Annotated in this window: 22 protein-coding genes; all 22 read left to right on the plus strand. The window is 33.6% G+C overall.

The genetic code is table 11. The features are described from left to right. The first annotated feature begins 417 nt into the window (after positions 1-417). The 22 genes from ACTCDL_RS03990 to ACTCDL_RS04095 all read left to right on the plus strand — a co-directional run bounded on the left by ACTCDL_RS03990 (position 418) and on the right by ACTCDL_RS04095 (position 23264). Positions 418-2811, plus strand: a complete 2394-nt coding sequence (locus ACTCDL_RS03990; protein WP_463174210.1) for a hypothetical protein — start codon at positions 418-420, stop codon at positions 2809-2811. A 169-nt stretch (positions 2812-2980) separates the two neighbouring features. Further along, positions 2981-3712, plus strand: coding sequence for an amino acid ABC transporter ATP-binding protein (locus ACTCDL_RS03995; protein WP_463174211.1), 732 nt, complete (start codon positions 2981-2983; stop codon positions 3710-3712). 132 nt (positions 3713-3844) lie between these two features. After that, on the plus strand, positions 3845-4675 hold the full coding sequence (gene lpxC, locus ACTCDL_RS04000) for a UDP-3-O-acyl-N-acetylglucosamine deacetylase (protein ID WP_463174212.1): 831 nt from the start codon (positions 3845-3847) through the stop codon (positions 4673-4675). An 11-nt stretch (positions 4676-4686) separates the two neighbouring features. Further along, positions 4687-5118 (plus strand): 3-hydroxyacyl-ACP dehydratase FabZ, encoded by a 432-nt coding sequence (fabZ, locus tag ACTCDL_RS04005; protein ID WP_463174214.1) that lies wholly within the window; start codon positions 4687-4689, stop codon positions 5116-5118. 21 nt (positions 5119-5139) lie between these two features. Continuing rightward, positions 5140-5952: an acyl-ACP--UDP-N-acetylglucosamine O-acyltransferase gene (lpxA, locus tag ACTCDL_RS04010; protein WP_463174216.1), complete on the plus strand. Its 813-nt coding sequence runs from the start codon at positions 5140-5142 to the stop codon at positions 5950-5952. Between the two features lie 326 nt (positions 5953-6278). Further along, complete coding sequence (locus ACTCDL_RS04015; RefSeq protein ID WP_463174217.1) at positions 6279-7088, plus strand: LpxI family protein; 810 nt, start codon at positions 6279-6281, stop codon at positions 7086-7088. A gap of 131 nt (positions 7089-7219) precedes the next feature. Beyond that, positions 7220-8356 carry a lipid-A-disaccharide synthase gene (gene lpxB / locus ACTCDL_RS04020; RefSeq protein WP_463174219.1) on the plus strand — a complete coding sequence of 379 codons (1137 nt, stop codon included), beginning with the start codon at positions 7220-7222 and terminating at the stop codon, positions 8354-8356. Next, positions 8357-10093, plus strand: coding sequence for an ABC transporter ATP-binding protein (locus tag ACTCDL_RS04025; protein ID WP_463174222.1), 1737 nt, complete (start codon positions 8357-8359; stop codon positions 10091-10093). An 8-nt stretch (positions 10094-10101) separates the two neighbouring features. Next, the gene (locus ACTCDL_RS04030; protein ID WP_463174224.1) at positions 10102-10758 is read left to right on the plus strand and encodes a lysophospholipid acyltransferase family protein; all 657 of its coding nucleotides are present in this window, start codon (positions 10102-10104) and stop codon (positions 10756-10758) included. After that, positions 10755-11876 (plus strand): tetraacyldisaccharide 4'-kinase, encoded by a 1122-nt coding sequence (lpxK, locus tag ACTCDL_RS04035; RefSeq protein WP_463174226.1) that lies wholly within the window; start codon positions 10755-10757, stop codon positions 11874-11876. Before ACTCDL_RS04030 ends, lpxK begins: the two co-directional genes overlap by 4 nt. Next, positions 11873-12598: a 3-deoxy-manno-octulosonate cytidylyltransferase gene (gene kdsB, locus ACTCDL_RS04040; RefSeq protein WP_463174228.1), complete on the plus strand. Its 726-nt coding sequence runs from the start codon at positions 11873-11875 to the stop codon at positions 12596-12598. The genes lpxK and kdsB overlap by 4 nt, the downstream gene beginning before the upstream one ends. A gap of 148 nt (positions 12599-12746) precedes the next feature. Next, positions 12747-13574, plus strand: coding sequence for a 3-deoxy-8-phosphooctulonate synthase (gene kdsA, locus ACTCDL_RS04045; protein ID WP_463174229.1), 828 nt, complete (start codon positions 12747-12749; stop codon positions 13572-13574). 238 nt (positions 13575-13812) lie between these two features. After that, positions 13813-14799: a KpsF/GutQ family sugar-phosphate isomerase gene (locus tag ACTCDL_RS04050; protein ID WP_463174231.1), complete on the plus strand. Its 987-nt coding sequence runs from the start codon at positions 13813-13815 to the stop codon at positions 14797-14799. Between the two features lie 176 nt (positions 14800-14975). After that, positions 14976-15473, plus strand: coding sequence for a KdsC family phosphatase (locus ACTCDL_RS04055; RefSeq protein WP_463174233.1), 498 nt, complete (start codon positions 14976-14978; stop codon positions 15471-15473). 22 nt (positions 15474-15495) lie between these two features. Next, entirely contained in the window at positions 15496-16374 is an 879-nt protein-coding gene (locus ACTCDL_RS04060) for a lysophospholipid acyltransferase family protein (RefSeq protein WP_463174236.1), read from the plus strand. After that, positions 16374-16964, plus strand: coding sequence for an LPS export ABC transporter periplasmic protein LptC (gene lptC / locus ACTCDL_RS04065; protein ID WP_463174237.1), 591 nt, complete (start codon positions 16374-16376; stop codon positions 16962-16964). Before ACTCDL_RS04060 ends, lptC begins: the two co-directional genes overlap by 1 nt. 10 nt (positions 16965-16974) lie before the next feature. Beyond that, on the plus strand, positions 16975-17583 hold the full coding sequence (locus tag ACTCDL_RS04070) for an LptA/OstA family protein (protein ID WP_463174239.1): 609 nt from the start codon (positions 16975-16977) through the stop codon (positions 17581-17583). A gap of 225 nt (positions 17584-17808) precedes the next feature. Beyond that, positions 17809-18525, plus strand: a complete 717-nt coding sequence (gene lptB / locus ACTCDL_RS04075; protein ID WP_463174241.1) for an LPS export ABC transporter ATP-binding protein — start codon at positions 17809-17811, stop codon at positions 18523-18525. An 11-nt stretch (positions 18526-18536) separates the two neighbouring features. Then, positions 18537-19634 (plus strand): LptF/LptG family permease, encoded by a 1098-nt coding sequence (locus ACTCDL_RS04080; RefSeq protein WP_463174243.1) that lies wholly within the window; start codon positions 18537-18539, stop codon positions 19632-19634. 114 nt (positions 19635-19748) lie between these two features. Then, positions 19749-20906 (plus strand): DUF3084 domain-containing protein, encoded by a 1158-nt coding sequence (locus ACTCDL_RS04085; RefSeq protein WP_463174245.1) that lies wholly within the window; start codon positions 19749-19751, stop codon positions 20904-20906. Next, positions 20890-21288, plus strand: coding sequence for a RuvC family protein (locus ACTCDL_RS04090; protein WP_463174247.1), 399 nt, complete (start codon positions 20890-20892; stop codon positions 21286-21288). The genes ACTCDL_RS04085 and ACTCDL_RS04090 overlap by 17 nt, the downstream gene beginning before the upstream one ends. A 596-nt stretch (positions 21289-21884) precedes the next feature. Next, the gene (locus ACTCDL_RS04095; protein ID WP_463174249.1) at positions 21885-23264 is read left to right on the plus strand and encodes a hypothetical protein; all 1380 of its coding nucleotides are present in this window, start codon (positions 21885-21887) and stop codon (positions 23262-23264) included. Positions 23265-23555 lie beyond the last annotated feature (291 nt).

Consider the following 23555-nt stretch of genomic DNA (forward strand, 5'->3'; position numbering starts at 1 on the left):
CAATTAGCTACGGATTTTAACCCGTAGCTTCTGTAGAACTCATAATATCGCCACAGGTTAAAACACTGTGGCTAATGATTCTTTTTCGCCGTATATATATACAAATTTTTTGAGTTTGTTTTCTTTTTTTGCTATAATGTTTAAGGATATAGTTATACAATGGAGAGATAATACGACACTTTTTATAATGATAAATTTACTAGCCACAGGTTTCAACCTGTGGTGATGATAACATGTTGCACTACGGGTTAAAACCCGTAGCTAAAACTTAAGTGTCGCAAGATAACCATAAAGATATATTATTTTAATAATTTTAATAATCTAGAGTTATTAGGAAAAACTAATATGATAGTAGATTGATATAAAATTGTCTTTTTAGCTTAGCAAAGACAAAAAGATAAAGTAGGAGTGAATATAATGTTTCTCCTAAACTCTGATTTTAAAAAAGATATTTTGATACTTTTAGTTGTTACAATTTTTTTGGTCTCTTTAATTTCAATTATAGTAGGATATTTAGCAGATTATTATTTTGGTGATACTATCAGCGGTTTATTAGGGGAATATGGTGAGTATGATCTTGCTTTAATTTTAGACAAAGAGGCTAAAGATAGAGCTAGTGAGGAGATAAGAGATATTATCAAGAATAAATTTCCTGGTTCAGAGCTTATCTTAGGGGTAGAAATAGTAGGGAAGACAAACTTCTTTATTAAATTAGCCCCTAGATATAGAAATAAAGAGGTTTACATAAAGATTGGTGATTATTTTGAAAATGTTTCAGGGCTTAATAGCGTATCTATTATGACAGAACCTCGAATAACTGTGAGAGGTTTAAATAGAGAAGTTAGAGATTTAATTGAAAAACAGATTGATGATCTAGCAGGGGTTAATTTTACCTTTCCAGATGGTGACAAATTGGAGATTATCATTAAAAGACCAGAGCTGATAGAGTCTGTTACTAGAAAGGTTCAAAATGTATTGAATCAGTATCAGGTTCTTTCGATTCGTTTTCCAATTACTCAAAATGAAGATGAAATCCTAGAATTGAGTGATGAGTTGGTTAAAGAGTTAAATAAGAGTTCTTCTAATCGGATTCAGAACATTACAACAACAGGTGTCAGTGATTTAGATTCTTTGGTCAAGACTATGACAGAGATGAAGAGATTTTTAGAAGGATATGCTACTAAGGTAACCATTGCTCTTCAAGAAGGTGTAAAGGCTGAAGAGGGTGATAGGTTTGTAGTTCCAGCTAAAGGAGATAAGCAGGTGATTTTAAGGGTTAGAGCAGTAAATAATCAACTGGCAAGGGCGGTTGTTGAAAAAGGTGATAGTAGAGAGATAATTACTAATGAAGCTTATGCTTTTAAAGATGATAAGTTAGGTGAGCTGATAGGAGAGATTGAAGTTGATAATCCTAGACAAGAGCTGGCCTATGCAGTCAGTGAAACTACTAAATTATTGCCTAGATTGGACTCTATCTTCCAAACAGCTACTGGCACAGTCACCAATTTAATTAATGCCCTAGCAGTCTTTAAAGATTTAGAAGAGTCTATCTTTGAGCTTCAGGGGTTGAACCAGCAGTTGAAGGTTTACAAAAAAGATATAGATAAGATAGAGCTTGATAGTTTACGAGAGGCTGTTGCTAAGTTAGATAAGGTATTAACGCGTTTAGTTAAGATAGTTAGAGAGCTGAACTTCTTTAAAGAGATACTTCAGGATATTAATTTTAAATTAAAGGCAGTAGCTGAGAGTGTTGATCAGAGAACTGATAATCTCTCAACAAGCAATCTGTATCGGGCAGATATAATCGAGTTAAAAGAGACTATTCTCGATTTTTCAAATAGATTAGATACTAATACCACTAAGATTATAGGTTATATTAATCAATATAATCCTATCTTAAAAGAGCTGGTTAAATGGCAAGAAGATGTAAGAGGGTTCAATAATTTTATTAATAAGGTTGCCAAAATTGATAGAGAAAGCTTAAAGGATACTTTAGGTAATATTACCGATAGAGATCTGGTCTATAAGGTCGGTGAACTAAATAGCCAGAGCTTGCAGCAGGATATTGTCGGTTTAAGAGATGATCTTACTGAATTAGAGAAGATAAATTTAGCAAGTATTATCAAAGAAATAGAATATATAGATAACTCTTTACCAAAACTAAAGGATGAAGAGATTACAGATACTATCGATTTAATTGACAAACATATTCAAGGTCAAGTTATTCCTGGTACTCAGATATCTCTCTTATTACCTAGCAAAGGAGTCAAATTGAGCCAACTTAAGAAGTTGATTAAGAAGGATATTTCCAATCAAATTACCATTTATACTTCGCAAGCTGGTTTGATTAGTCCTGATTTACGGGGGCAGATTTCTCAAATTTTAGGAGAGGTAAAGGGTGTTTTGACTGCTTTTACAGCAATTATTCTGACTTTAATTTCTCTATTCTTTGATCAGACCATAATCATTAACTCCATTAGAATGCATAGTGGAAGTTTTGATAGTCGATGGTATTTTGATGAAGCTATTTATTACGGTTTTGTAGTTGGAGCACTGACCTTAGGGACTGTCTTTTATTTAAGTCAAGCAAGGATTCCCTATGTACCCAGCTATCTTAGTTTCTTCTTTGGAGGTCTACTAGGTCTTTTTACTGTTAGCAAAGCCGAGGTTATGAATAAGATATCTGATGAAGAGTTTAGAGCAGGTCAGGCTTTAGGATTTACTTATGGTGAGATTATGAGAGAGATTGTAGTTCCTTCAGGTAAGCCTGGTGTTTTGAAGTTTTTAAACAGAAAGAAGACTTATTTTTAATTAGTGTGACTGTGGGTGAGTGTGTCAGTAAACTTCAATACAAAGGCACTTCACACATTCACACTCAAAACTCACACCGACACGAAAGTGTCGCTATATATCCATAGAACTTTATTTTGAATTTCCTCATATATAATAGTTAATTATCACCAAGCAAGCGGGAGGTAGAATGTTAGAGGTTAAAAATTTAATTAAAAATTATGGTCATAAAGAAGTCTTAAGAGGGGTTAATTTTAAGATTAAGCAAGGGGAAACTGTGGCTATTATGGGACCCAGTGGATGTGGTAAGTCAACTACTATTAGATGTTTAAATCGTTTGACAGAGCCTGATGGAGGAGAGATTATCTTTAAAGGGTTATCAATTGGAGAGTTAGCTGAGAACAGATTATTGAACTGGCGCAAAGAGGTTGGTTTTGTCTTCCAGAAGTTTAACTTAATTGAGAGATTAACGGTTTTAGAAAATGTAATGCTACCTTTGATTAAGAGCCATTTTAAATTAGAAGAGTTAAAGAAAAGAGCCATCTTATCTTTACAGAAGGTTAGAATGGCAGATGAGATAGATAGTTATCCCAAGCAGTTGAGCGGAGGACAGAAGCAGAGAATTGGTATTGCTAGAGCATTAGTTGTTGAACCAAGTCTGATGCTCTTAGATGAACCTACAGCTTCTTTAGATCCGATTTTGGTCAAAGAGGTACTAGAAGTGATTGAGAAGTTAACAATCAAAAAAGATAAGATGGTTATTATTGTAACCCACGAGGTATCCTTTGCCTTGAAGGTTGCCGATATAATTCTATTGATGGATAATGGGGTAGTAGTAGAGAGGGGTACGCCTGAGGATATATTTCAGCACCCAACCTCAGAGGTTGGGAAGAGATACAAAGAATTATTAGATTATTATTAAGTTTTAGTCTAAGTTTAAGATTTAATAACTAAATTTTATTCTTAGAGTTAAACTTAAGTAGATTTAATTTATTGCTATGAAGGATGTTTTTGCTTTTTGTTGAAGTAATATAAGGTTAAAGGAGGTAAGAATTTGGATAGGAAGCAACATACAATAAAGAAAGATTTTACTTATACAGGTATTGGGCTTCATACTGGCAAAAATGTTACTATTAATTGTAAACCTTTAGGTGTTAATCAAGGTATCAGGTTTAAACGGATAGATTTAGAAGGGTGTCCAGAGATAGAGGCTGGTATTGACAATGTAGTATCAACACAGCGTTGTACAACTATTGGTGAAGATAGTTGGGATATTAACACTATTGAGCATATGATGTCAGCATTAAATGCTTTAAAGATAGATAATTTATTAATAGAGATTGATGCAAATGAACCTCCAATTACTGATGGGAGTGCCAAAATCTTTTATAATTTGATAAAAGAAGCAGGTATTGAAGAACAGAAGGAAGATAAACAGGTTTATATGATTGAAGAACCAATCTATGTTAGACAAGGAGATCAGACCTTGGTAGTTTTACCTGATGATAAGTTAAAGATAAGTTATACCTTTGTTAGTAATCATCCTTCTTTAGAAGATCAATTTGCTGAATTTGTCATTACTGAAGATATTTATTATAATGAGATAGCTGCTGCTAGAACTTTTGGTTTTTCCCATGAGATTGAGCAGTTACAGGATTTAGGTTTAGCATTAGGTGGCAGTTTAGATAATGCTATCTTAGTTGGAGAAGAAGGTCCGATTAATCACTTAAGATTTGATGATGAATTTGCAAGGCACAAGATTCTAGATATATTAGGAGATATTAAATTAGCACCAGAATTTAAAGGCCATATTATTGGAATTAGATCTGGTCATAGATTAAATTCGATTTTATCTAAAAAGCTTAAAGAGAGATTATTGAAATAGGAGGAGTTTAAATGTTAGATATTAATGAGATTCAAAAAATTTTACCACATCGATATCCATTCTTATTGGTGGATAGAATTTTGGAGGTTGAACCAGGGAAGAAGGTTGTAGGATTAAAGAATGTAACTGCAAACGAACAGTTCTTCAATGGTCATTTTCCAGGTCACCCAATTATGCCAGGAGTACTAATAATAGAAGCAATGGCTCAAGTTGCAGGAGTAGGTTTATTAACTACAGTAGATAATCCTGAAGAGAAAGTACCATATTTTGCACGTATTGAAGATGCACGGTTTAAGCACCCAGTTAGGCCAGGAGATCAATTAATCTTTGAAGTTGAAGTAGTGAAATTAAGACGAGGAATTGGTAAGGTTGCGGCTAAGGCTTTAGTAGATGGAGAAATAGTAACAGAGGCGACTTTAACTTGTGCAATACAGGACAAATAAAAGGATAAAGGAGGGGACCAGATGGAAAAGACAAAGGATAATAAGGTGGTACATTTGAATAAAAAAATTCATAAGACAGCAGTCGTTCATCCAGGTGCTAAAATAGGAGAAGGTGTGGAAATCGGTCCCTATGCTATTATTGGGGAAAATGTTGAGATTGGTGACAAGACTAAGGTTGAACCCCATGTAGTCATTCAAGGATGGACTAAAATAGGTAAAGGTAATAAGATATTTAACGGTGCTTCTATTGGTCAAGAGCCCCAGGATTTAAAGTTTCATGGTGAGAAAAGCTTTCTAGAGATTGGTGATAATAATACAATTCGTGAATTTGCTACTATACATCGTGGTACTGAAGAGGGTGGTGGGCTAACCAAGATAGGTGATAATAATTTAATTATGGCTTATTGCCATGTCGCCCATGATTGCCAATTAGGTGATAAAATTATTATGTCTAATGCAGCTACTTTAGCAGGACATGTTATTGTAGAGGATTGTGCAGTAATTGGTGGTTTGGCTGGAGTACATCAGTTTGGTAGAGTTGGTAAGATGGCTATGATAGGAGCAGCTTCTAAAGTGGTTAAAGATGTCCCTCCATATGTATTGGTAGATGGACATCCTGCAACAGTTAAAGGGATTAATATTGTAGGGTTAAGAAGAAATGGTATTAGTCCCGAGTTGAGAAGCCAAATTAAAGATGCTTATAAATTATTATATAGATCCAATTTAAATATCTCTCAAGCAATTGAGAAGATGGATCAAGAGCTGGATAGTAATCCTTTAATTGAACATTTTTTAAGATTCTTAAGAAATGCTCAACGAGGAATATGTAGATAATTAGTGCACAATGTAAAGTTAATAGTGTACAGTTAAGTTCAAAATCACTCAAACTCTTATGATATAAGAATTAGTGAAATTTTTGATTTTTTAACTGTCCATTGGACACTGTAAATTGTAAACTAGTATATAGATAAACAACTTTAGAATGGAATTTAAATATGAGATTATATAGAGGAAATGAGATACTTTCATGTCAGGAATCGGGAATCTGGGACCAGTCTATTTTACTGATAACTGGTTGCTGACTCCTGATTCCTAAAAGGGTCGGAATACCCCTATTAAGTTTCACTTTAAAGTTGGACATATATAGTGGGAGGTTGATTATGGCTAGAATAGGTTTACTAGCAGGCAATGGCAATTTACCTGTTAAATTTACTTATGCTGCAGTGGCACAAGGAAATGAGGTTATTGCTATCACCCTTACTCCAGAAGCAGAGGTTGATAAACTAAAAGATATAGCAACAAAGGTTTATCAGATTAGTGCTGGACAATTAGATGAAATTATAAATACTCTCAAAAATGAAGGAATCTCTGAGATTATAATGTTAGGAAAAGTAACTAAAGAGTTACTTTATCAAGGAATAGAATTGGATCAGAGGTTTATGTTCTTGCTTAGCAATTTAAAAGAGAAGAATGATGATTCGATTATGTTAGCAGTTGTTAAGGAGCTAGAATCTGCTGGTATTAAAATTAGTAATCAGACTAAATATATAGTAGAATTATTACCAAGTGAAGGTCTTTTAACAGAGTCAGAACCAGATGTTGAGACATTAGCTGATATGGAGTATGGTTTTAGGATGGCAAAAGAGATAGGTCGTTTGGATATAGGTCAGACTGTAATTGTTAAGGATAAAGCTATTATGGCTGTAGAAGCTATTGAAGGAACTGACCAAGCTATTTTAAGAGGCGGTCAGCTAGGACGTGGAGGAGTAGTTGTGGCAAAGGTAAGTAAACCTCAGCAAGATTTTAGGTTTGATATTCCTGCTGTTGGTCTAGATACTATGGATAAATTGATTGAAATAAAGGCTAAGGGATTAGTAATTGAAGCTAAAAAGACCTTTATTGTCAATCAAGAAGAGTTTATCCAAAAAGCAGATAAAGCTGGGATTGCTGTAATGGCAATGGAAGGATAGTTGACAATTTACAGTTGACAATTAAAAACTTAAAATATAATTTCTACACTACTTATAATTTTTAGGTTTTGAATTTAAACTGTTCACTGTAAACTGTACACTATCAACTGAATTTAAGGGTGGGTGATTAGATGCCAAAGATAATGGTAGTAGCTGGTGAAGTTTCTGGGGACATGCACGCAGCTAAAGTTATTAAAGAGATGAAAAAGATTCATCCAGACCTTGAGTTTATTGGAATGGGTGGTCGACGTATGGAATCAGAAGGTGTAGAATTAATTTATGATCCTACCAAATTAAGTACTATTGGTTTTATTGAAGCAATTAAGCATTTAAGGTTAGCCTATAAGATTTTGAATAAATTAGATAAAGCTATGAAAGAAGAGAAGCCAGATGTGATCTTATTAGTAGATTACTCTGGCTTTAATATGAAAGTGGCCAAAATAGCCTATAAAAATGGGGTTCCTGCAGTCAATTATTTTGCACCTTCTGCTTGGGTTTGGGGCAAAGGAAGAGCTAAAAAGATGGCTAAACTCCAAGTTAAGATTGCTTCAGTCTTTCCTATGGAAGAGAAGGTGTATCAGCAAGCTGGCGCAGATGTTGAGTTTGTAGGCCATCCTATCTTAGATTTGGTGGATCCTGAACTATCTAAAGATGAATTTCAAGAGTCTTATGATATCAATTCTGATAAGAGGATTATAGGGTTATTGCCAGGAAGTCGTCAGCAGGAGATAGAAGGATTATTAACTCCTATGTTGGAAGCAGCTCAAGAGATTAATAAGAGTTATGAAAATATTCAATTTATACTTCCTTTAGCAGATAGTATATCTAGAGAAGATATTAAAGAAAGGATTAGAAATTATAAGCTTGAGATTAAATTAATTACTGGTCATTCTTATGAGGTAATGGAAGTAGCGGATTTATTGTTGGTAGCTTCAGGAACAGCTACTTTAGAGGCTACTTGTTTTCAAACACCAATGGTGATTGTCTATAAAACATCTAAAACAACATATTTGTTGGGGAAGATGTTAGTTAAATTACCTTATATAGGTCTGCCTAATATCATTGCTGAGGATGAAATAGTTCCAGAGCTGTTACAAGGTGAAGTAACTGGTCAGAGAATAGCCCAAGAAGCAATTACTATACTAAATTCACCAAAAAGAGTAAAAGATATTAAAGCAGGGTTAAAAAATGTTGTAATAAAACTAGGAGAGAGTGGAGCAACCAAACGAGTGGCCAAGTTAGTGCTAAGCACAGGAGGTATTATTTAAATGGAATTAGCTAAACGTGTACTTGGATATGTAAAGCCCTATAAAGGTAGAATAGTTTTAGCTGTTATTTCTATGATTTTAAATGCTGGTTTAAGCATTCTGTTTTTTGATAGATTTCAGGATTTAATCGATACAATGATTCAAGGCTTAACGACGGGAGAAACAACCTTAGTTCAGTTAAATTGGATCATTATTGGTATATTTTTTATATTTCTTTTTAGGGGGATTTTCCAATATGGAGAGAAGTATTTTACTGCTTATGTCTCTCAAAATGCTGTCAAAGATTTGAGAAATAATTTATACGAACATTTACAGAGCCTTTCCTTAGATTTTTATACTAAAAATAAGACGGGAGAGATTATGTCTCGTACAACTAATGATGTTGGTAAACTAGAAGGGGCTATCGCTTCGGGAGCTATTGGAGTATTTAGTCAAATGTTCACTTTAATTGGAGGTATAGGAAAGCTATTATATGACAATTGGAGTTTGACTTTAATATCTTTTTTCTTATTTCCAGTAATTGGGTATGTGATTGATGTTTTTAATAAAAGAATTAGAAAGGTAAGTAAGAGGGCTCAAATCAAGATAGGTAATCTCTCTGATGTCTTGCAGGAGACCATCAGTGGAATTAGAGTAGTAAAATCTTTTGGAAGAGAAGAGTATGAGTATGATCGTTTTGAAGAAGAGAACTACGCTAATTTTAGAGCTAATTTGAAAAATTCTCAATTAAAAGCTACATTAACTCCAGTTACAGAATTTTTGGCTGCAATGTCTTTTATTGTTGTATTATGGTATGGAGGGCGTCAGGTAATAGCAGCAAAGATGACACCTGGAGAATTGGTTGGTTTCTTCTCACTATTAATGTATATTACAAATCCTTTAAAGAGCATTACAAGATTATCAGGAACTATTCAAGGTGCTTTAGCAGCTGCTGAAAGAATCTTTGAAATTATTGATATTCAACCAACGATTAAGGATAAAGCAGGGGCCAAAGATTTGACTGTAGTTGATGGATATATTGACTTTAAAGACTTAGTTTTTAGTTATAATAATGATGAATTGGCTTTAGATAAAATTAATTTAAAGGCAGAGCCTGGACAGGTAGTTGCTCTAGTAGGTTCTAGTGGAGCAGGAAAATCCACTTTGGTTAATATGATACCTCGTTTTTATGATCCTGATAGTGGACAGATAACTATTGATGGTGTGGATATAAGAGATATTACTATCAAGTCATTGAGAGATAAGATAGGGATTGTGCCTCAAGAGACTGTTCTGTTTAGTGGAACGATTGCTGATAATATTCTCTATGGTCGTTTAGATGCTAGTCAGGAAGAGATTGTTGAGGCTGCAAAGGCAGCAAATGCCCATGATTTTATTGAAACATTTCCTGAGGGGTATGAGTCAGAGATAGGTGAGCGTGGTGCAGGGTTATCTGGAGGTCAAAAGCAGAGAATTGCTATTGCTAGAGCTATTTTAAAAGATCCAAATATTTTGATTTTAGATGAGGCTACTTCAGCCTTAGATACAGAATCAGAGGCTTTGGTTCAAGATGCCTTAGATAGATTGATGAAAAACAGAACAACCTTTGTTATTGCACATAGACTATCTACTATTTTAGATGCTGATAAGATTGTTGTTATGGAAAGAGGAAAAGTAGTAGAGATGGGAAGTCATAAAGAACTCTTAGAAAAGGGTGGACTTTATAAGAAATTATATGAAATACAGTTTAATAAGTAGGTGATGCTATGAGAGAGGGATTAAAATATGAACTGATTCCTCAATTTGCTTATATGTTACAAAGAATTACTAGTGGTACTTTAAAAGTAGAAGTAAAGAATGAAGATAGGCTCTTAGAAGCAAAGAAATCTGGTAAGTCTGTTATTTTAGCTTTTTGGCATGGACAATTATGGTTTCCTGCTTATTATTTAAAAAATAGAGGTTATGTAGGCTTAGCTAGTCAAAGTAGGGATGGAGAATATATTAGTAGAGTATTAAAGAAGATGGGATGGGAGATGGTTAGAGGATCAACTTCTAAAGGTGGGGCCCGTTCTTTATTAAGGTTAATCAAGAAATTGCAAGCAGGAAAGAATATAGCTATTACACCTGATGGACCTAGAGGACCAAGGCATCAAGCTCAGTCAGGAATTGTTTATTTGGCACAAAAGAGTAATAGTGTTATAATTCCTGGTGGGGTGGCTTTTTCTAAGGAGAAGGTCTTTAATAGTTGGGACAGATTTCAGCTTCCTTTGCCTTTCTCCAAAGTAGTATTAAATTTTGGGGATAGTATTGAGGTGGAAGAAAATTTATCTGATGATAATTTAGAAGAGTATAAAAAATTTGTTGAAGAGGGTTTAAATAGTGCAGTAAAGACTGCAAAGAATATGTTAGGTGACATGATATGAAAATAGAAGAGTATTTGTTAGATGTTATTAATGGTAAAGAAACTGGACTTATAGCTAAAATAATTTTAATCATATTAACTTTATTATCATTTTTATACAAGGTAATAATAACTTTAAGAAAGTCAATGTATAGTTGGGGAATAAAAAAGCAGAAAAATTTATCAGCTAAGGTGATTAGTGTAGGGAATATAACTGTTGGTGGTACTGGAAAAACACCAGTAGTTCAATTACTAGCTAGAACTTTGACAGAGAAGGGGCATAAAGTTATTGTTTTAAATCGTGGTTATAAGGCTAACTTTTCTGATAAGGTAGGGTTGGTTTCTGATGGTACAGAGATTTTAATGGATGCTGAACAAGCTGGAGATGAGGCTTACATGTTAGCAACTAGCCTAACAGGGATACCTGTTATTATTGGTTCAGAAAGAAGCAGAACTGGAGAGTTTGCCTGTCAAGAATTTAACCCAGATTTTATTATTTTAGATGATGCCTTTCAGCATTTACAGGTTGCTAGAGATTATGATTTAGTGGTAATTGATGCTACTAACCCGTTTGCTAATGGACATCTATTACCTAGAGGGCTATTAAGAGAGCCTTTAAATTCTTTAAAGAGAGCTCACATCTTCTTTTTAACTAAGGTAGATCAGATTGGTGAGACTAGGTTAAAGGAGATTAAAAGAAGACTGATTGAGGTCAATCCTGCAGCTATGATAATTACTACTAAGCATAATCCAACTTACTTACGTAAAATAAACAGTAATCAAAGGGAAGAAATTCATTTAACTGGTGAGAAAGTTTTAGCTGTTTCTGGTATAGGTAATCCTCAAGCTTTTGAACAGACATTGCGTGGTCTAGGAGCAGAAATAATTGATAAGATAAGATTTGCTGATCATCATAGTTATACTCATAAGGAGATACTGGATATATATACTTTGGCTAGTGAGAAGAGTGTCGATAGAATAATCACTACTGAAAAGGATGCTGTTAGTATTAATGATGAATTATTAGAGGAGATAGGATTAGAGATGATTTCATTTGAGGTATTAGGAATAGAGATAGGAGTTATCGATTCAAGTTATAAATTTGATGAGTTGATTGATAGATTGGAGGTTTCGAAATGAAAGTAGTGGGAATTATACCAGCACGTTATGCATCTAGCAGATTACCAGGTAAGCCCCTTAAAGATATCTGTGGTAAACCTATGATTCAAAGAGTATATGAACAAGTTAAGTTATCTGATACTCTAGATGGGGTGATTGTAGCCACTGATGATAAGAGAATTTATGATATAGTTAAAGGTTTTGGTGGAGAGGTAGTAATGACTTCAGCAGAGCATAAGACCGGTACCGATCGCTTGGCTGAAGTAGCTAAGGAACTATCTGCTGAGATAATAGTCAATATCCAAGGTGATGAACCTTTAATCAATCCTGAGATGATTGATCAAGCAGTCAGACCATTATTAGAAGATGCTAATATTAGGATGGGAACTTTAAAGCATAAAATAAATTACCAAGCTGAAATAGAAAATCCTAATGTAGTTAAAGTAGTGACAGATAACGATGATTTTGCTCTTTATTTTTCTAGGTCTATAATTCCCTATCATAGAACAGATGCTGATACTACATATTATAAACACATTGGATTATATGTTTATCGCAGAGAGTTTTTATTAGATTATGCCCAAATGGAACCTACACCTTTAGAGCTAAAAGAGTCTTTAGAACAATTAAGAGCTTTGGAGAATGGATATAAAATTAAAGTTATAGAGACAGAGTATCAAGCAATTGGTGTAGATACACAAGATGATTTGGAGAGAGTAAGAAAGATAGTTGAGAGTGTATAGTGTATAGTTGATAGTTAAGTTCAAAATCTAAAAATCAATAGATTAAAAGATTAAATTGATTAGTATTTTCACTGTAAAATGTTTTAAAAGGTTTTAACTGTACACTATCAACTGTCAACTGTAAACTATTAAAACTGGGGGTATTAAGATGGTTAAAGAGGTTGTATTAAATGATAAGGTCATCTTTGGTAATAATCGACCTTTTGTTCTGTTAGCAGGACCTTGTGCTATTGAGAGTGAAGAGAGAGTACTTAGAATTGCTGAAAAGGTACAAGAGATTACAGATAGGTTAGGAATTCCTTATGTCTTTAAGAGCTCTTATGATAAAGCCAATCGCTCTTCAATTGAATCCTTTAGAGGACCAGGTTTGGAAGAGGGATTAAAGATATTACAGAAGGTTAAGGATGAGTTTGATTTACCAGTTATCTCTGACATACATACCATAGATCAAGCCAAGGCGGCAGCAGAGGTATTAGATATTATGCAGATTCCAGCATTTTTATCTAGACAGACAGATTTAGTAGTAGCAGCAGGTAAGACAGGTCGAGTAATCAATGTGAAGAAAGGACAGTTTCTAGCACCTTGGGATATTGAGCAGGTGGTTAAGAAGATTGAAAGTACTGGTAATGAAAAGATATTATTAACAGAGCGTGGAGTAAGCTTTGGTTATAATAACTTAGTTGTAGATATGCGATCCTTCCCGATTATGAGAGATACAGGATATCCAGTAGTTTTTGATGCAACTCATAGTGTACAGTTGCCTGGAGGAGCAGGAGACTCTTCAGCAGGAGAGAGAAAGTTTGTTCCTTACCTAACTAGAGCAGCAGTAGGAGCAGGAGTAGATGCATTATTCATGGAGGTCCATGATGAGCCTTCTAAAGCATTATGTGATGGTCCAAATATGGTGAGATTAGAAGATTTAGAAGAGCTTTTAAGCCAAGCAAAAGCAATTGATGAGATTGTGAAGAACTCTTAATTAGTAGTTTGAATTATTTTTAAATAATTTATAATGAGGATATTGCGATACTTTTGTGTCGGGAACCAGGAATCTGGAATCAGTATAGTTTACAGGTTCCTGATAACTGATTCCAGATTCCTAAAAATGTCGCAATATCATTCTTTTATATCAATTTTAAATTAGGTCAATATATATTTGTAATGGCGAGGTCACCTCGCCTTAACTTATTGATTATAGAAAAAAGGGGGAACTGTTAATGGATATAGACAATCTAGATATAACAGAGATAAAGAATCAGGCTATAGAGGTTTTAGAGATTGAAGCGACATCTATTTTAAACCTAAAAAGATCTGTTGATGGAGGGTTTATAGAGATAGTTAAAGAAATTTTAGTATGTAGTGGACGAGTAATTATGACTGGGATGGGTAAGTCGGGATTTATCGCTAAAAAGCTAGCAGCAACTTTATCAAGTACAGGAACACCATCATTTTTCTTACATCCTGCTGAAGCTATACATGGTGATTTAGGGATGGTAACTAATCAGGATATAGTAATTGCTTTATCAAATAGTGGAGAGACAGAAGAGGTTATTAAAATTTTACCTGTTATTAAGCGAATTGGAGCAAAGCTAGTTGCTATGACTGGTGGAACTAGCTCTACTTTAGCAGAGACTGCTAATTATATCTTAGATACTGGTGTAGAAGAGGAGGCATGTCCTTTGAATTTGGCACCAACAGCAAGTACTACGGCAACTCTAGCTTTAGGAGATGCTTTAGCTATCTCTTTATTGCGGGTAAGAAATTTTCAACCTGAAGATTTTGCACTTTATCATCCAGGAGGAAGCCTAGGTAAGAAGCTATTATTAACAGTAGATGATGTTTTACATATTAGAGAGAGAAATCCTATTGTAGACCAAGAGGCGACATTAAAAGAGACCCTATTTATGATGACTTCATCTAGGATGGGAGCAGCCAATATTGTTGATAATAGAGGAAGATTAGTAGGTATTATTACTGATGGTGATATCAGACGACAATTAGAAGATTCTTTTAATTTATTAGAGAAGAGTGCTAAAGAAATTATGAGTAAGAATCCATCAATAATTACCAAAGATAAGTTAGCAGCTGAGGCTTTAAAACTGATGCAAGAGAGAGAGATTAGTGATTTGCCAGTAGTTGATGATGAATACAGGCCTTTAGGATTACTTAACTTCCAAGATTTATTAAAGGCTGGAGTTCTTTAATAATTTCAAATGTACAATGTAGAATTTATAATTAAAAAATTAAGCAAGTAAATTTTGTCATTCTCTGTGTTTGATTGACAAATGATATAGATAACCTTTAAAATTAGTATAGGGCAAGATATAATTTAAATTAATAGATTGATAATAATATAATAAAGTTATAGGGGATGGTTAGGATGAGCTCTATTTTAAAAGAGAAGGCTAAAAAAGTAAAATTATTTATTACTGACGTAGATGGCGTATTGACTGATGGTAGAATTGTTTTGGGGAATAATGGGGAAGAACTAAAATTTTTTCATGTCCATGATGGAAAAGGAATTCAGTTAGCCCATGAAGCTGGGATTGCAACTGCTATCATTACAGGACGAGAGTCAAAGCTGGTAGAACGTAGGGCTGAGGAGTTAAGTATTAAAGAGGTTCATCAGAATATCAAAGATAAGATTAAAGTATTTAATGATGTGTTGGATAAATACAATGTAACAGCAGAAGAGGTTGCTTATATTGGTGATGATGTAAATGACTTAGAGATTTTAGAAAGAGTTGGTTTATCTTTTACTCCAGCTAATGGTGTAAAAAAGGTAAAAGAAGTAGTTGATTATATTACAACTAAAGAAGGTGGACAAGGGGCTGTAAGAGAGGCTATAGAGTTAATTTTAGAATATCAAGGGGAATAATGTTTGTTAAGAGGTGGCGATTATGAAAGATAAGTTATTTTATTGGTTTTTTAAGTCATTCAAATCACTGGCTAATCTGATACCAAGAAAGGTTAGTCATTTTTTTGCCAAGGCATTTGGTAATTTATTATATTATATTGTCAAAGACCGCCGGGAATTGGCTGTCAAAAATATTAAGTTATCTTTAGGTTACTCTACTAAAGAGGCTAAGAATTTAACTAAATTAGTTTTTGAGGATATAGCTATTAAATTTGTAGAAACTATTAGTTTAGAAAATTGGACTGATAATGATTTTAATAATAAGATTGAGGTTAATGGGTTAGAATATCTAGAAAAAGCTTATCAAAATAAAAAAGGTGTTATTATATTCACTGGGCACATAGGAAATTGGGATTTATTAGGCCTATATTTATCATGGTTGGGATATTCTGTAAATGGTATTGCTCGGATGTTTAAGAACCCTTATGTTAATGAAGAGATTTTAAAGATTAGAAAAAGTCAAGGAGGCAAGGTCTTTAATAAGAGAAGCAAAGGGGTTAGAGGTGCTTTTAAAGCATTACTAAAAAAGGAGCTACTTTTGATCTTAGGTGATCAAGATGCTCATTCTAAAGGAACCTTTGTGAAGTTTTTAAATAGACCTGCTTCTACACCTACAGGACCAGTGGTTTTTGCTCAAAAGACTGGTGCAGTAATTCTTCCTGCTTATATGATGAGAGAAGGGGAGAGCTATCGGTTGATTATAGAAGAAGGTATTGAGGTTGCTAGGGATGCCAATGAAGATGAGATAAAAGAAAAATTACAAGATTTGGCTTATTCTTTGGGCAATCAGATAAGAAATTACCCTGATCAGTGGTTATGGCTACATCGCAGGTGGAAGACAAAGGCTGAGGGGGCTTTATAGTGCAGAAGCTAAATAAAAAATATTTTGTATCTGCTTTCTTAATTTTAATAATTATTTTGAGTATCTTTGCTATAAAAAATTTTTATCAAAAGTCAGAAGTAAAAATTTCACCTAAGCCTTTGCAAGAAAGTAAGCAGACGGAACCTCGCCTCGAATTAGAGAAGTCATCTATGACTTTATATAGTAAAGATGGTATTACTAAGTGGGAGTTGGGAGCAGAATCAATTCAACAGTTTGAACTGGGAAGTAATAAGGTTACGTTAAACCAGATACAAGCTAAGGTCTATGAGAAAGAAAAGGAAGTAATTAATATTATAGCTGACAAAGGTAAGGTAGATATAGAAACAGGTTTTATTGGATTAGAAGGGCCTATAACTATAAAAAGTCAAGAAAAGTTGCTCAAAGCCGATACTTTAAATTGGAATAGTGCTAAAAATGAGTTGATAGGTGTAGGTCATGTATTAATTGAACAACCTGGACTAAAGGCTAAGGGTGAGCGCTTTATAAGTCAGGTGGATTTAAAGAAATTAAAGATATTAGGAAATGTAAAAGTTATTTCTCAAGAAATGGGTGAAGGTAATGAAGAATAAATCCTTAATTTTGAGTTTTCTTATATTAACCTTATTATTTACATCAGTTAATTTATTGGCTCAAGAAGAAGAGACTATATTAATGGCAGATGAATTGATAGTTGATGATATGAACTCTGAGATTATTGCTACAGGAAATGTTGTACTAGAAAGAACTAACTTAAAGCTAACTTCTAATAAATTAACTGCTAATCAAAGTTTGGGTGAAATTAAGGCTACAGGGAAAGTTCTAATCGAACAAGAGGGAAGTAAGATAAGTGGTCAAGAGCTAACACTAAATAATAAATCCAAGCAAGGGGTATTAACTGGTAATCCTAAGATGGAAAATGAGGGAGCCACTATAACTGGAAATAGATTTGAATTTAATTTAGATGCTAAGAAATTATTCGTTTATGGTGGAGCTCATATTGTAGATGAAAGTCAAGGTTTAATAGCTGATGCAGAAGAACTGGAATATAATGGGGAGAGTCAAGAGGCAGTATTAACTGGAAATGTTTATGCAAAACGTGGAGAACAGACGGTAAATGCTGAAAAGGTAATTATTAACTTAAAGACTAGAAAGATGATTGCTAAAGGGAAGACAAAATTTGTTATTCCAAATGAGAGCAGTGAAGAGTAAAGAGTGGAGTGGGAAAATTCGTTTGGGTATTTTCCCCTTCGAGTTTAAAATTAAGCTCTCCGTGATTATAAAGTTTCTCAAAAGCATGAAACTTTATTTCTCCTCACGGAGAGTCCAAAGGACTCGTAGGAAGAGTGAAGAGGTTTGATAATGATTATTGTTTTACTCGTTACCCATCACTTGTTACTCATTACTGAATTTGACTGGACTTGGAGGTAATTGAGGATGGCAATTAAGGCTGAAAATCTGATTAAGACGTATAATAAGAGAAATGTAGTAAAGGGGGTAAGCTTTGAGGTTAATAAAGGTGAGATTGTAGGGATTTTAGGTCCTAATGGTGCTGGTAAGACAACTACCTTTTATATGGTTGTAGGCTTAGTAAGCCCTAATCAAGGTAATATTACTCTAAATGGTGATGATATCACCCCATTGCCGATGCATAAACGTGCCAGAAAGGGGATTGGCTATCTGGCTCAAGAGGCATCGGTCTTTAGAAAGCTGACAGTGGAACAGAATATTATGGCTATTTTAGAGATGATAGATCGTCAAGAAGATAATCATGAGATCTTAGAATCATTATTAAAAGAGTTTGATATTGCCCATATCCGTAAGCAGAAAGGTTATATGCTATCTGGTGGTGAGAGGAGAAGAGTAGAGATTGCTCGAGCTTTAGCAACAGATCCTGAGTATATCTTATTAGATGAGCCTTTTGCTGGGGTAGACCCGATTGCTGTCAGTGATATTCAAGGTATTGTCTCTCATCTAAAAGATAGAGGGTTAGGTGTGCTTATTACTGACCATAGTGTTAGGGAAACATTGGCAATCACCGATAGAGCATACATTATGCATCAGGGGAAGATACTATTATCAGGTACTTCTGAAGAGATTGCTAATAGTGAAACGGCTAAGAAGTTTTATTTAGGTGAAACATTTAGTATGTGAGGTGGCAGTAAATGAAGATTATTTATCGATATTTATTGGTTGAGTTGATTCAACCATTTCTTTTTGGGGTCTTTGCTTTTACTAGTATCTTTGTTGGTACAGATGTGTTAATCAGTTTGGCAAAGATGATGTCCCAATATGGGGTTCCTTTATTAACAATAGTAAAGTTATTTTTTTTGAGTTTGCCACAGGTGATTGTATTAACTTTTCCTATGTCTATGTTATTGGCTACTTTATTATCTTTTGGACGTTTATCAGGTGATAGTGAGGTAATAGCTTTAAAAGCAGGAGGAATTAGCTTTATTAAGATAGTCACCCCTGTATTGATAGTTGGATTATTAATCAGTGGACTTACTATCTTTTTTGATAATAGCTTAGTACCAGCCAGTCTAAATACCTATGAAGAGATTGTTTGGAAGCTCAAGCATGGTACTGTTAGGCCTAAGACTCAAAAAAATTTAGTAATATCTCCAGTTAATAGACAAACGGGTAAGTTAGACTATATTTTAACGGCTGATAAATATGATGGCAATACTCAAATGCTAGAGGGAGTAACTTGGCAAAATTATGAGAATGGAAAACTAGTTACCAGTATCCAGGCTAAGAAAGCGGAGTGGTTAGAAGAAGAATGGGTATTTATCGATGGAACTATTTATACAATCACTGATAATGGCCAAGTTCCTCAAACTACTTTTAAAAGATTTAATATGAAAAATAATTTAGATAGAACCCCTACTCAAATCTCTCGTAATCAAAAAGATCCTGAAGAGATGACTCTCTCAGAACTAGGTAAGCATATAAAGCTTATGGAAGAGGAAGGACGAGATGTTAAAGAGTTGAAGGTGGTCTATCATCAAAGGTATGCAATTCCTTTTGCTTGTTTTATCTTTGCTTTGGTAGGAGCACCTCTAGGTTTACAGCCTAATCGTTCAGGCTCTTCTATCGGGTTAGGATTAAGTATAATAGTTATCTTTATCTATTATACGATTATGACTATTGGTTCTTCTATGGGGGAAGGTGGAAGTATAGCACCTTGGTTAGGAGCTTGGATTCAGAATATAATCTTTACTATTGTAGGCTGTGGATTAATGTATAAAGCATCTAGATAATTTAGTTGATAGTTGATGGTGTATAGTGTACAGTTAAAAAATTATTTGGTTTGGAACTTAACTATAAACTATCAACTATTCACTATCAACTGCCCTTAGAAAGGGGAATACAGTATGTATGGGATTAAGTTATTATTGGCTTTAATAATTGTAGCAGGGATTATAGCTTATGTTGGTGATAAGATTGGCATGAAGGTGGGAAAGAAAAGGTTATCCCTTTTTGGCTTACGTCCTAAGCATACCTCAATAGTGATTACTGTAAGTACAGGTATCTTAATTGCTTTAGCCTCCTTATTGTTGTTAATGGGAGCTTCAAAGGATGTTAGAATGGCATTATTTGATATGGAAGCAATGTTAGAGCGTTTATCGGTCTTAAATCAGAATTTAGCATCTAAAAATAATGAATTGTTAGATTTGCGAGAAGAAATTGATAAGAAGGTCAAAGATTTACTTATCTTAGAAGAAGATAAGAATAATCTAAAGATAGATTTAACTAAGATAAAGAAGGAGTATCAAGTTGTTCAACAGAGTAAATTAGAATTAGAAGATAAGGTAGAAGAATTGAATCTACAGAAAAGCTCCTTGACAGAACAGGTTGATAACTTGGCTTATAACATTAGCTTATTTGGTAGAAAATATTTATCTTCACTAACTGGAGATATTATTTACCAAAAGGGTGAGATTATAATTGAAGAAGTAATAAATTTAGCAGAACCTTCAGATAAGATAGAGGATAAGATTGATAAGTTGTTAAAGCAAGCAGATATACAGGCTAGGGAAGCAGGTATTGAAATTAAGGGGAACCATATTGAATATAATAAGCAAGAACTAAATAGATTATATGAGATTTTGAAAGAGAAGAAAGGTAGAGTTATTCTGAGATTTTTAAGTGCTAAGAATACTTTCAAAAATGAAGCTTTGACAATCAGTTTTGATCTTTATGAAGATTATAAGGTCTATCAGCAAGGAGATACTATCTTGATAGGTGATATACAGTTTAGCGATAATCTATTGACTATCGACAAAAATTTAAGCCAATTACTAGAGCGATTAAAGATAAAGGCTAACAGTGATGGCTTATTGGTGAATGGAGAAAATCAAGTAGGTGAAATTAGTATAATTAATCTTTATCCACTAATAGACAGACTTTTAATGGAGAATAAATCTATTAGGGTTGGAATAATAGCAACTAATGACATTTGGCGTAATGATAGTCTAAAAGATAATATAGAATTTAAGATATTGGGTGATGATAATGATAATCGGAATTGACCCTGGAAAGGATAAATGTGGCTTAGCAGTGGTAGATAAAGAGTTAAATGTCAGGTTTAAAGAGGTTATAGAGAGCCATATCCTCATAGACAAATTAAAATTATTAAAAGAAGATTATGATATTGGAGAGGTTGTCTTAGGAGATGGAACTAGAAGTGATAATGTAGCTTCTAAATTAAAAGGTCTATTTAAAGATATTTATATTATTGATGAATCTCACTCAACTTTAGAAGCTAGGGAGTATTATTGGAAGGAAAACCCTAGGCGAGGTTGGAGAAGGCTACTTCCCACTTCAATGCAAACGCCTCCCAAACCAGTTGATGACTATGTAGCTATTATACTCGTGTTGAGATATTTGAATAAAGCATCGAAAAGGAACTAGGTATTTTCACCTAGTTCCTTTTTTCTTTTAAATTTATTCTAGATATATAGTAGTAGCATTTAATGGGGAGATTGCGACACTTTTAAACTCCAGTGTATAGTGTAAAGTTTATAGTGGATAGTTAAGTACAAAACCTTAAATCATGAAGTTTTTAATCTTTTTACTATCAACTATACACTATCAACTATCAACTCGAAGAAGTGTCGCTTTTCTCTCTATTATCTAAGTTTTAAAAAGAAAATAGTCTGATAATTCAAAATATAACAAAAAATCTAGGCTATTATTAGTATTTAAATAAAATAATCTCATATAAGGTATAATTCATTAATATATATATATTTTAATACATTATAATAAAAATACTAACTATTTATAAAATTAGTTAATTAATAATCTATATTTATTTTTTTTAATAAAAAATAGAATAAAATAAAGGACTTTGGTTAATTGCATAGAATTAAGTTAATAGAAAAATTTTATTATATCAAGGCAAAGAAGGAGGTGAACCCTCATAAGCCACAATTTCTATTTGAAATGAAATTTATTGAAAAGTTTACAAGATAACTATTTATAAGAACATAAGGGGGAAAACAATAATGAAAAAGATTTCTTTATTACTTACGTTTGCTTTAGTTATGACTTTAGCTGTACCAGCATTCGCAGCTGAGGACAATGTAAAGATTACTGGAGAGGTTAAAACTGTTTTTGAAAAAGGTACTTATGGTGATGATGTAGATGCTACTACTACTTTATTGGCTGATGGAGATGCTTTAGATTTAGATAATCCTGCTAAGGGTGAAGATGGAGACGAAGATGATTTTCCTGCTACAAAAGCATTTTATCAAGAGATTGATTTTGCTATTACAGGAGCTGTAAATGAAAATGTTACTTTTGATTTAGCAATTGACACATTAGTCAACAACTTTACTACTGTAAGTGGACCAAGTTATAATGGGGTTATTTTAGGTGACCAAAGTAGTGGAAATACTGATGATAGTAACATTCAAATGGACACTGCTTTATTAACTCTTAATAGTGGTGTATCTACTCTTAAATTAGGAGATATGAGTGATTATGCTGTTGACACTTACTTTGTTGATGAAGAAGATATGGAAGGTATGGAGTTAACTACTAACTTATCTGGAAATGACGTTAAAGTTTTCATGACAAGTGAAAATGATGACTTTGCAGGGCAAGATTTCTATGGTGTAACTGTAGGAAGAAATTTAGGTGCTCTTAATTTAACTGGTAAACTTTACGCTACTAGAGAAGCTAGCGATAATGTAACTAACTTTGCAGTAGCTGGTGACTATACTGTAAATGATATGGTTACAGTTAATGGTGAAGTTGTACTTAATGATGCTGATCAAGGATTTAGTGGTGACTCTGATTCAGCTAATAATGCTGAAGGAGATACTGCAATCTTCTTAGGAGCTGATTTTGTAGTTAGTAATGCGTTAACTGTAAATGCTGGTTTAGAATCAGTAGGAGAAGAGTTTGTATCAGTAGCTGGTGATCTTGAAGAAGATTATGACTATGACTTATTTACAGTAGGTGCTAGTTATGCACTAAATAATGCGAATACACTAGGTGCTACTTATACAATGGTTGATCATAATAAAGATGAAAATAAGAGTAATATCAAACTAACATTAGATAATGTTAGGGGTGCTTTCACTAATACTGCTGCTATAGAATTAGTAGCTAATGATGGTTATGAGTCATTTGATGATGATGCTACTATCATTACCTTAGGAACTGAATATGCTATGAGTGAAGTAATTACTCTAAACGCTTCTTTAACTAATAAGTCAGGAGACTTAAATGAATTTACTTATTTAACAGCTGGTTTAGATGCAAAAGTAGCTAAAAATATCAATTGGAGTACTGAAGCTAAATTGATTGATGGTACAACTAAAGATGACAAAGATGGAGAAGGTTCTACATTAACTACTAAGTTAACTGTTAGTTTCTAATCTAAATCAATCAAGTTTTGCAACCCTCTAGGGATTCCCTAGAGGGTTTCTGATTTTTTGTATAATTAAATCATATATATAGAACATGAAAAAGAGTTGTTAGCCACAGGTTTCAACCTGTGGTGTCCTATAAAGCCTACGGGTTAAAACCCGTAGCTAATTTAAATGTTAAATCTTTAATGCCATATATAGGATTAAACTGCAGAAACCAATATTTTACAACCATTTCGTTCCATGAAATTACAATAACATACTCTTGGTTTATTAGATTTTAAAATATGCTTTTTTATA

It is taken from the genome of Orenia sp. (genome assembly GCF_055140805.1).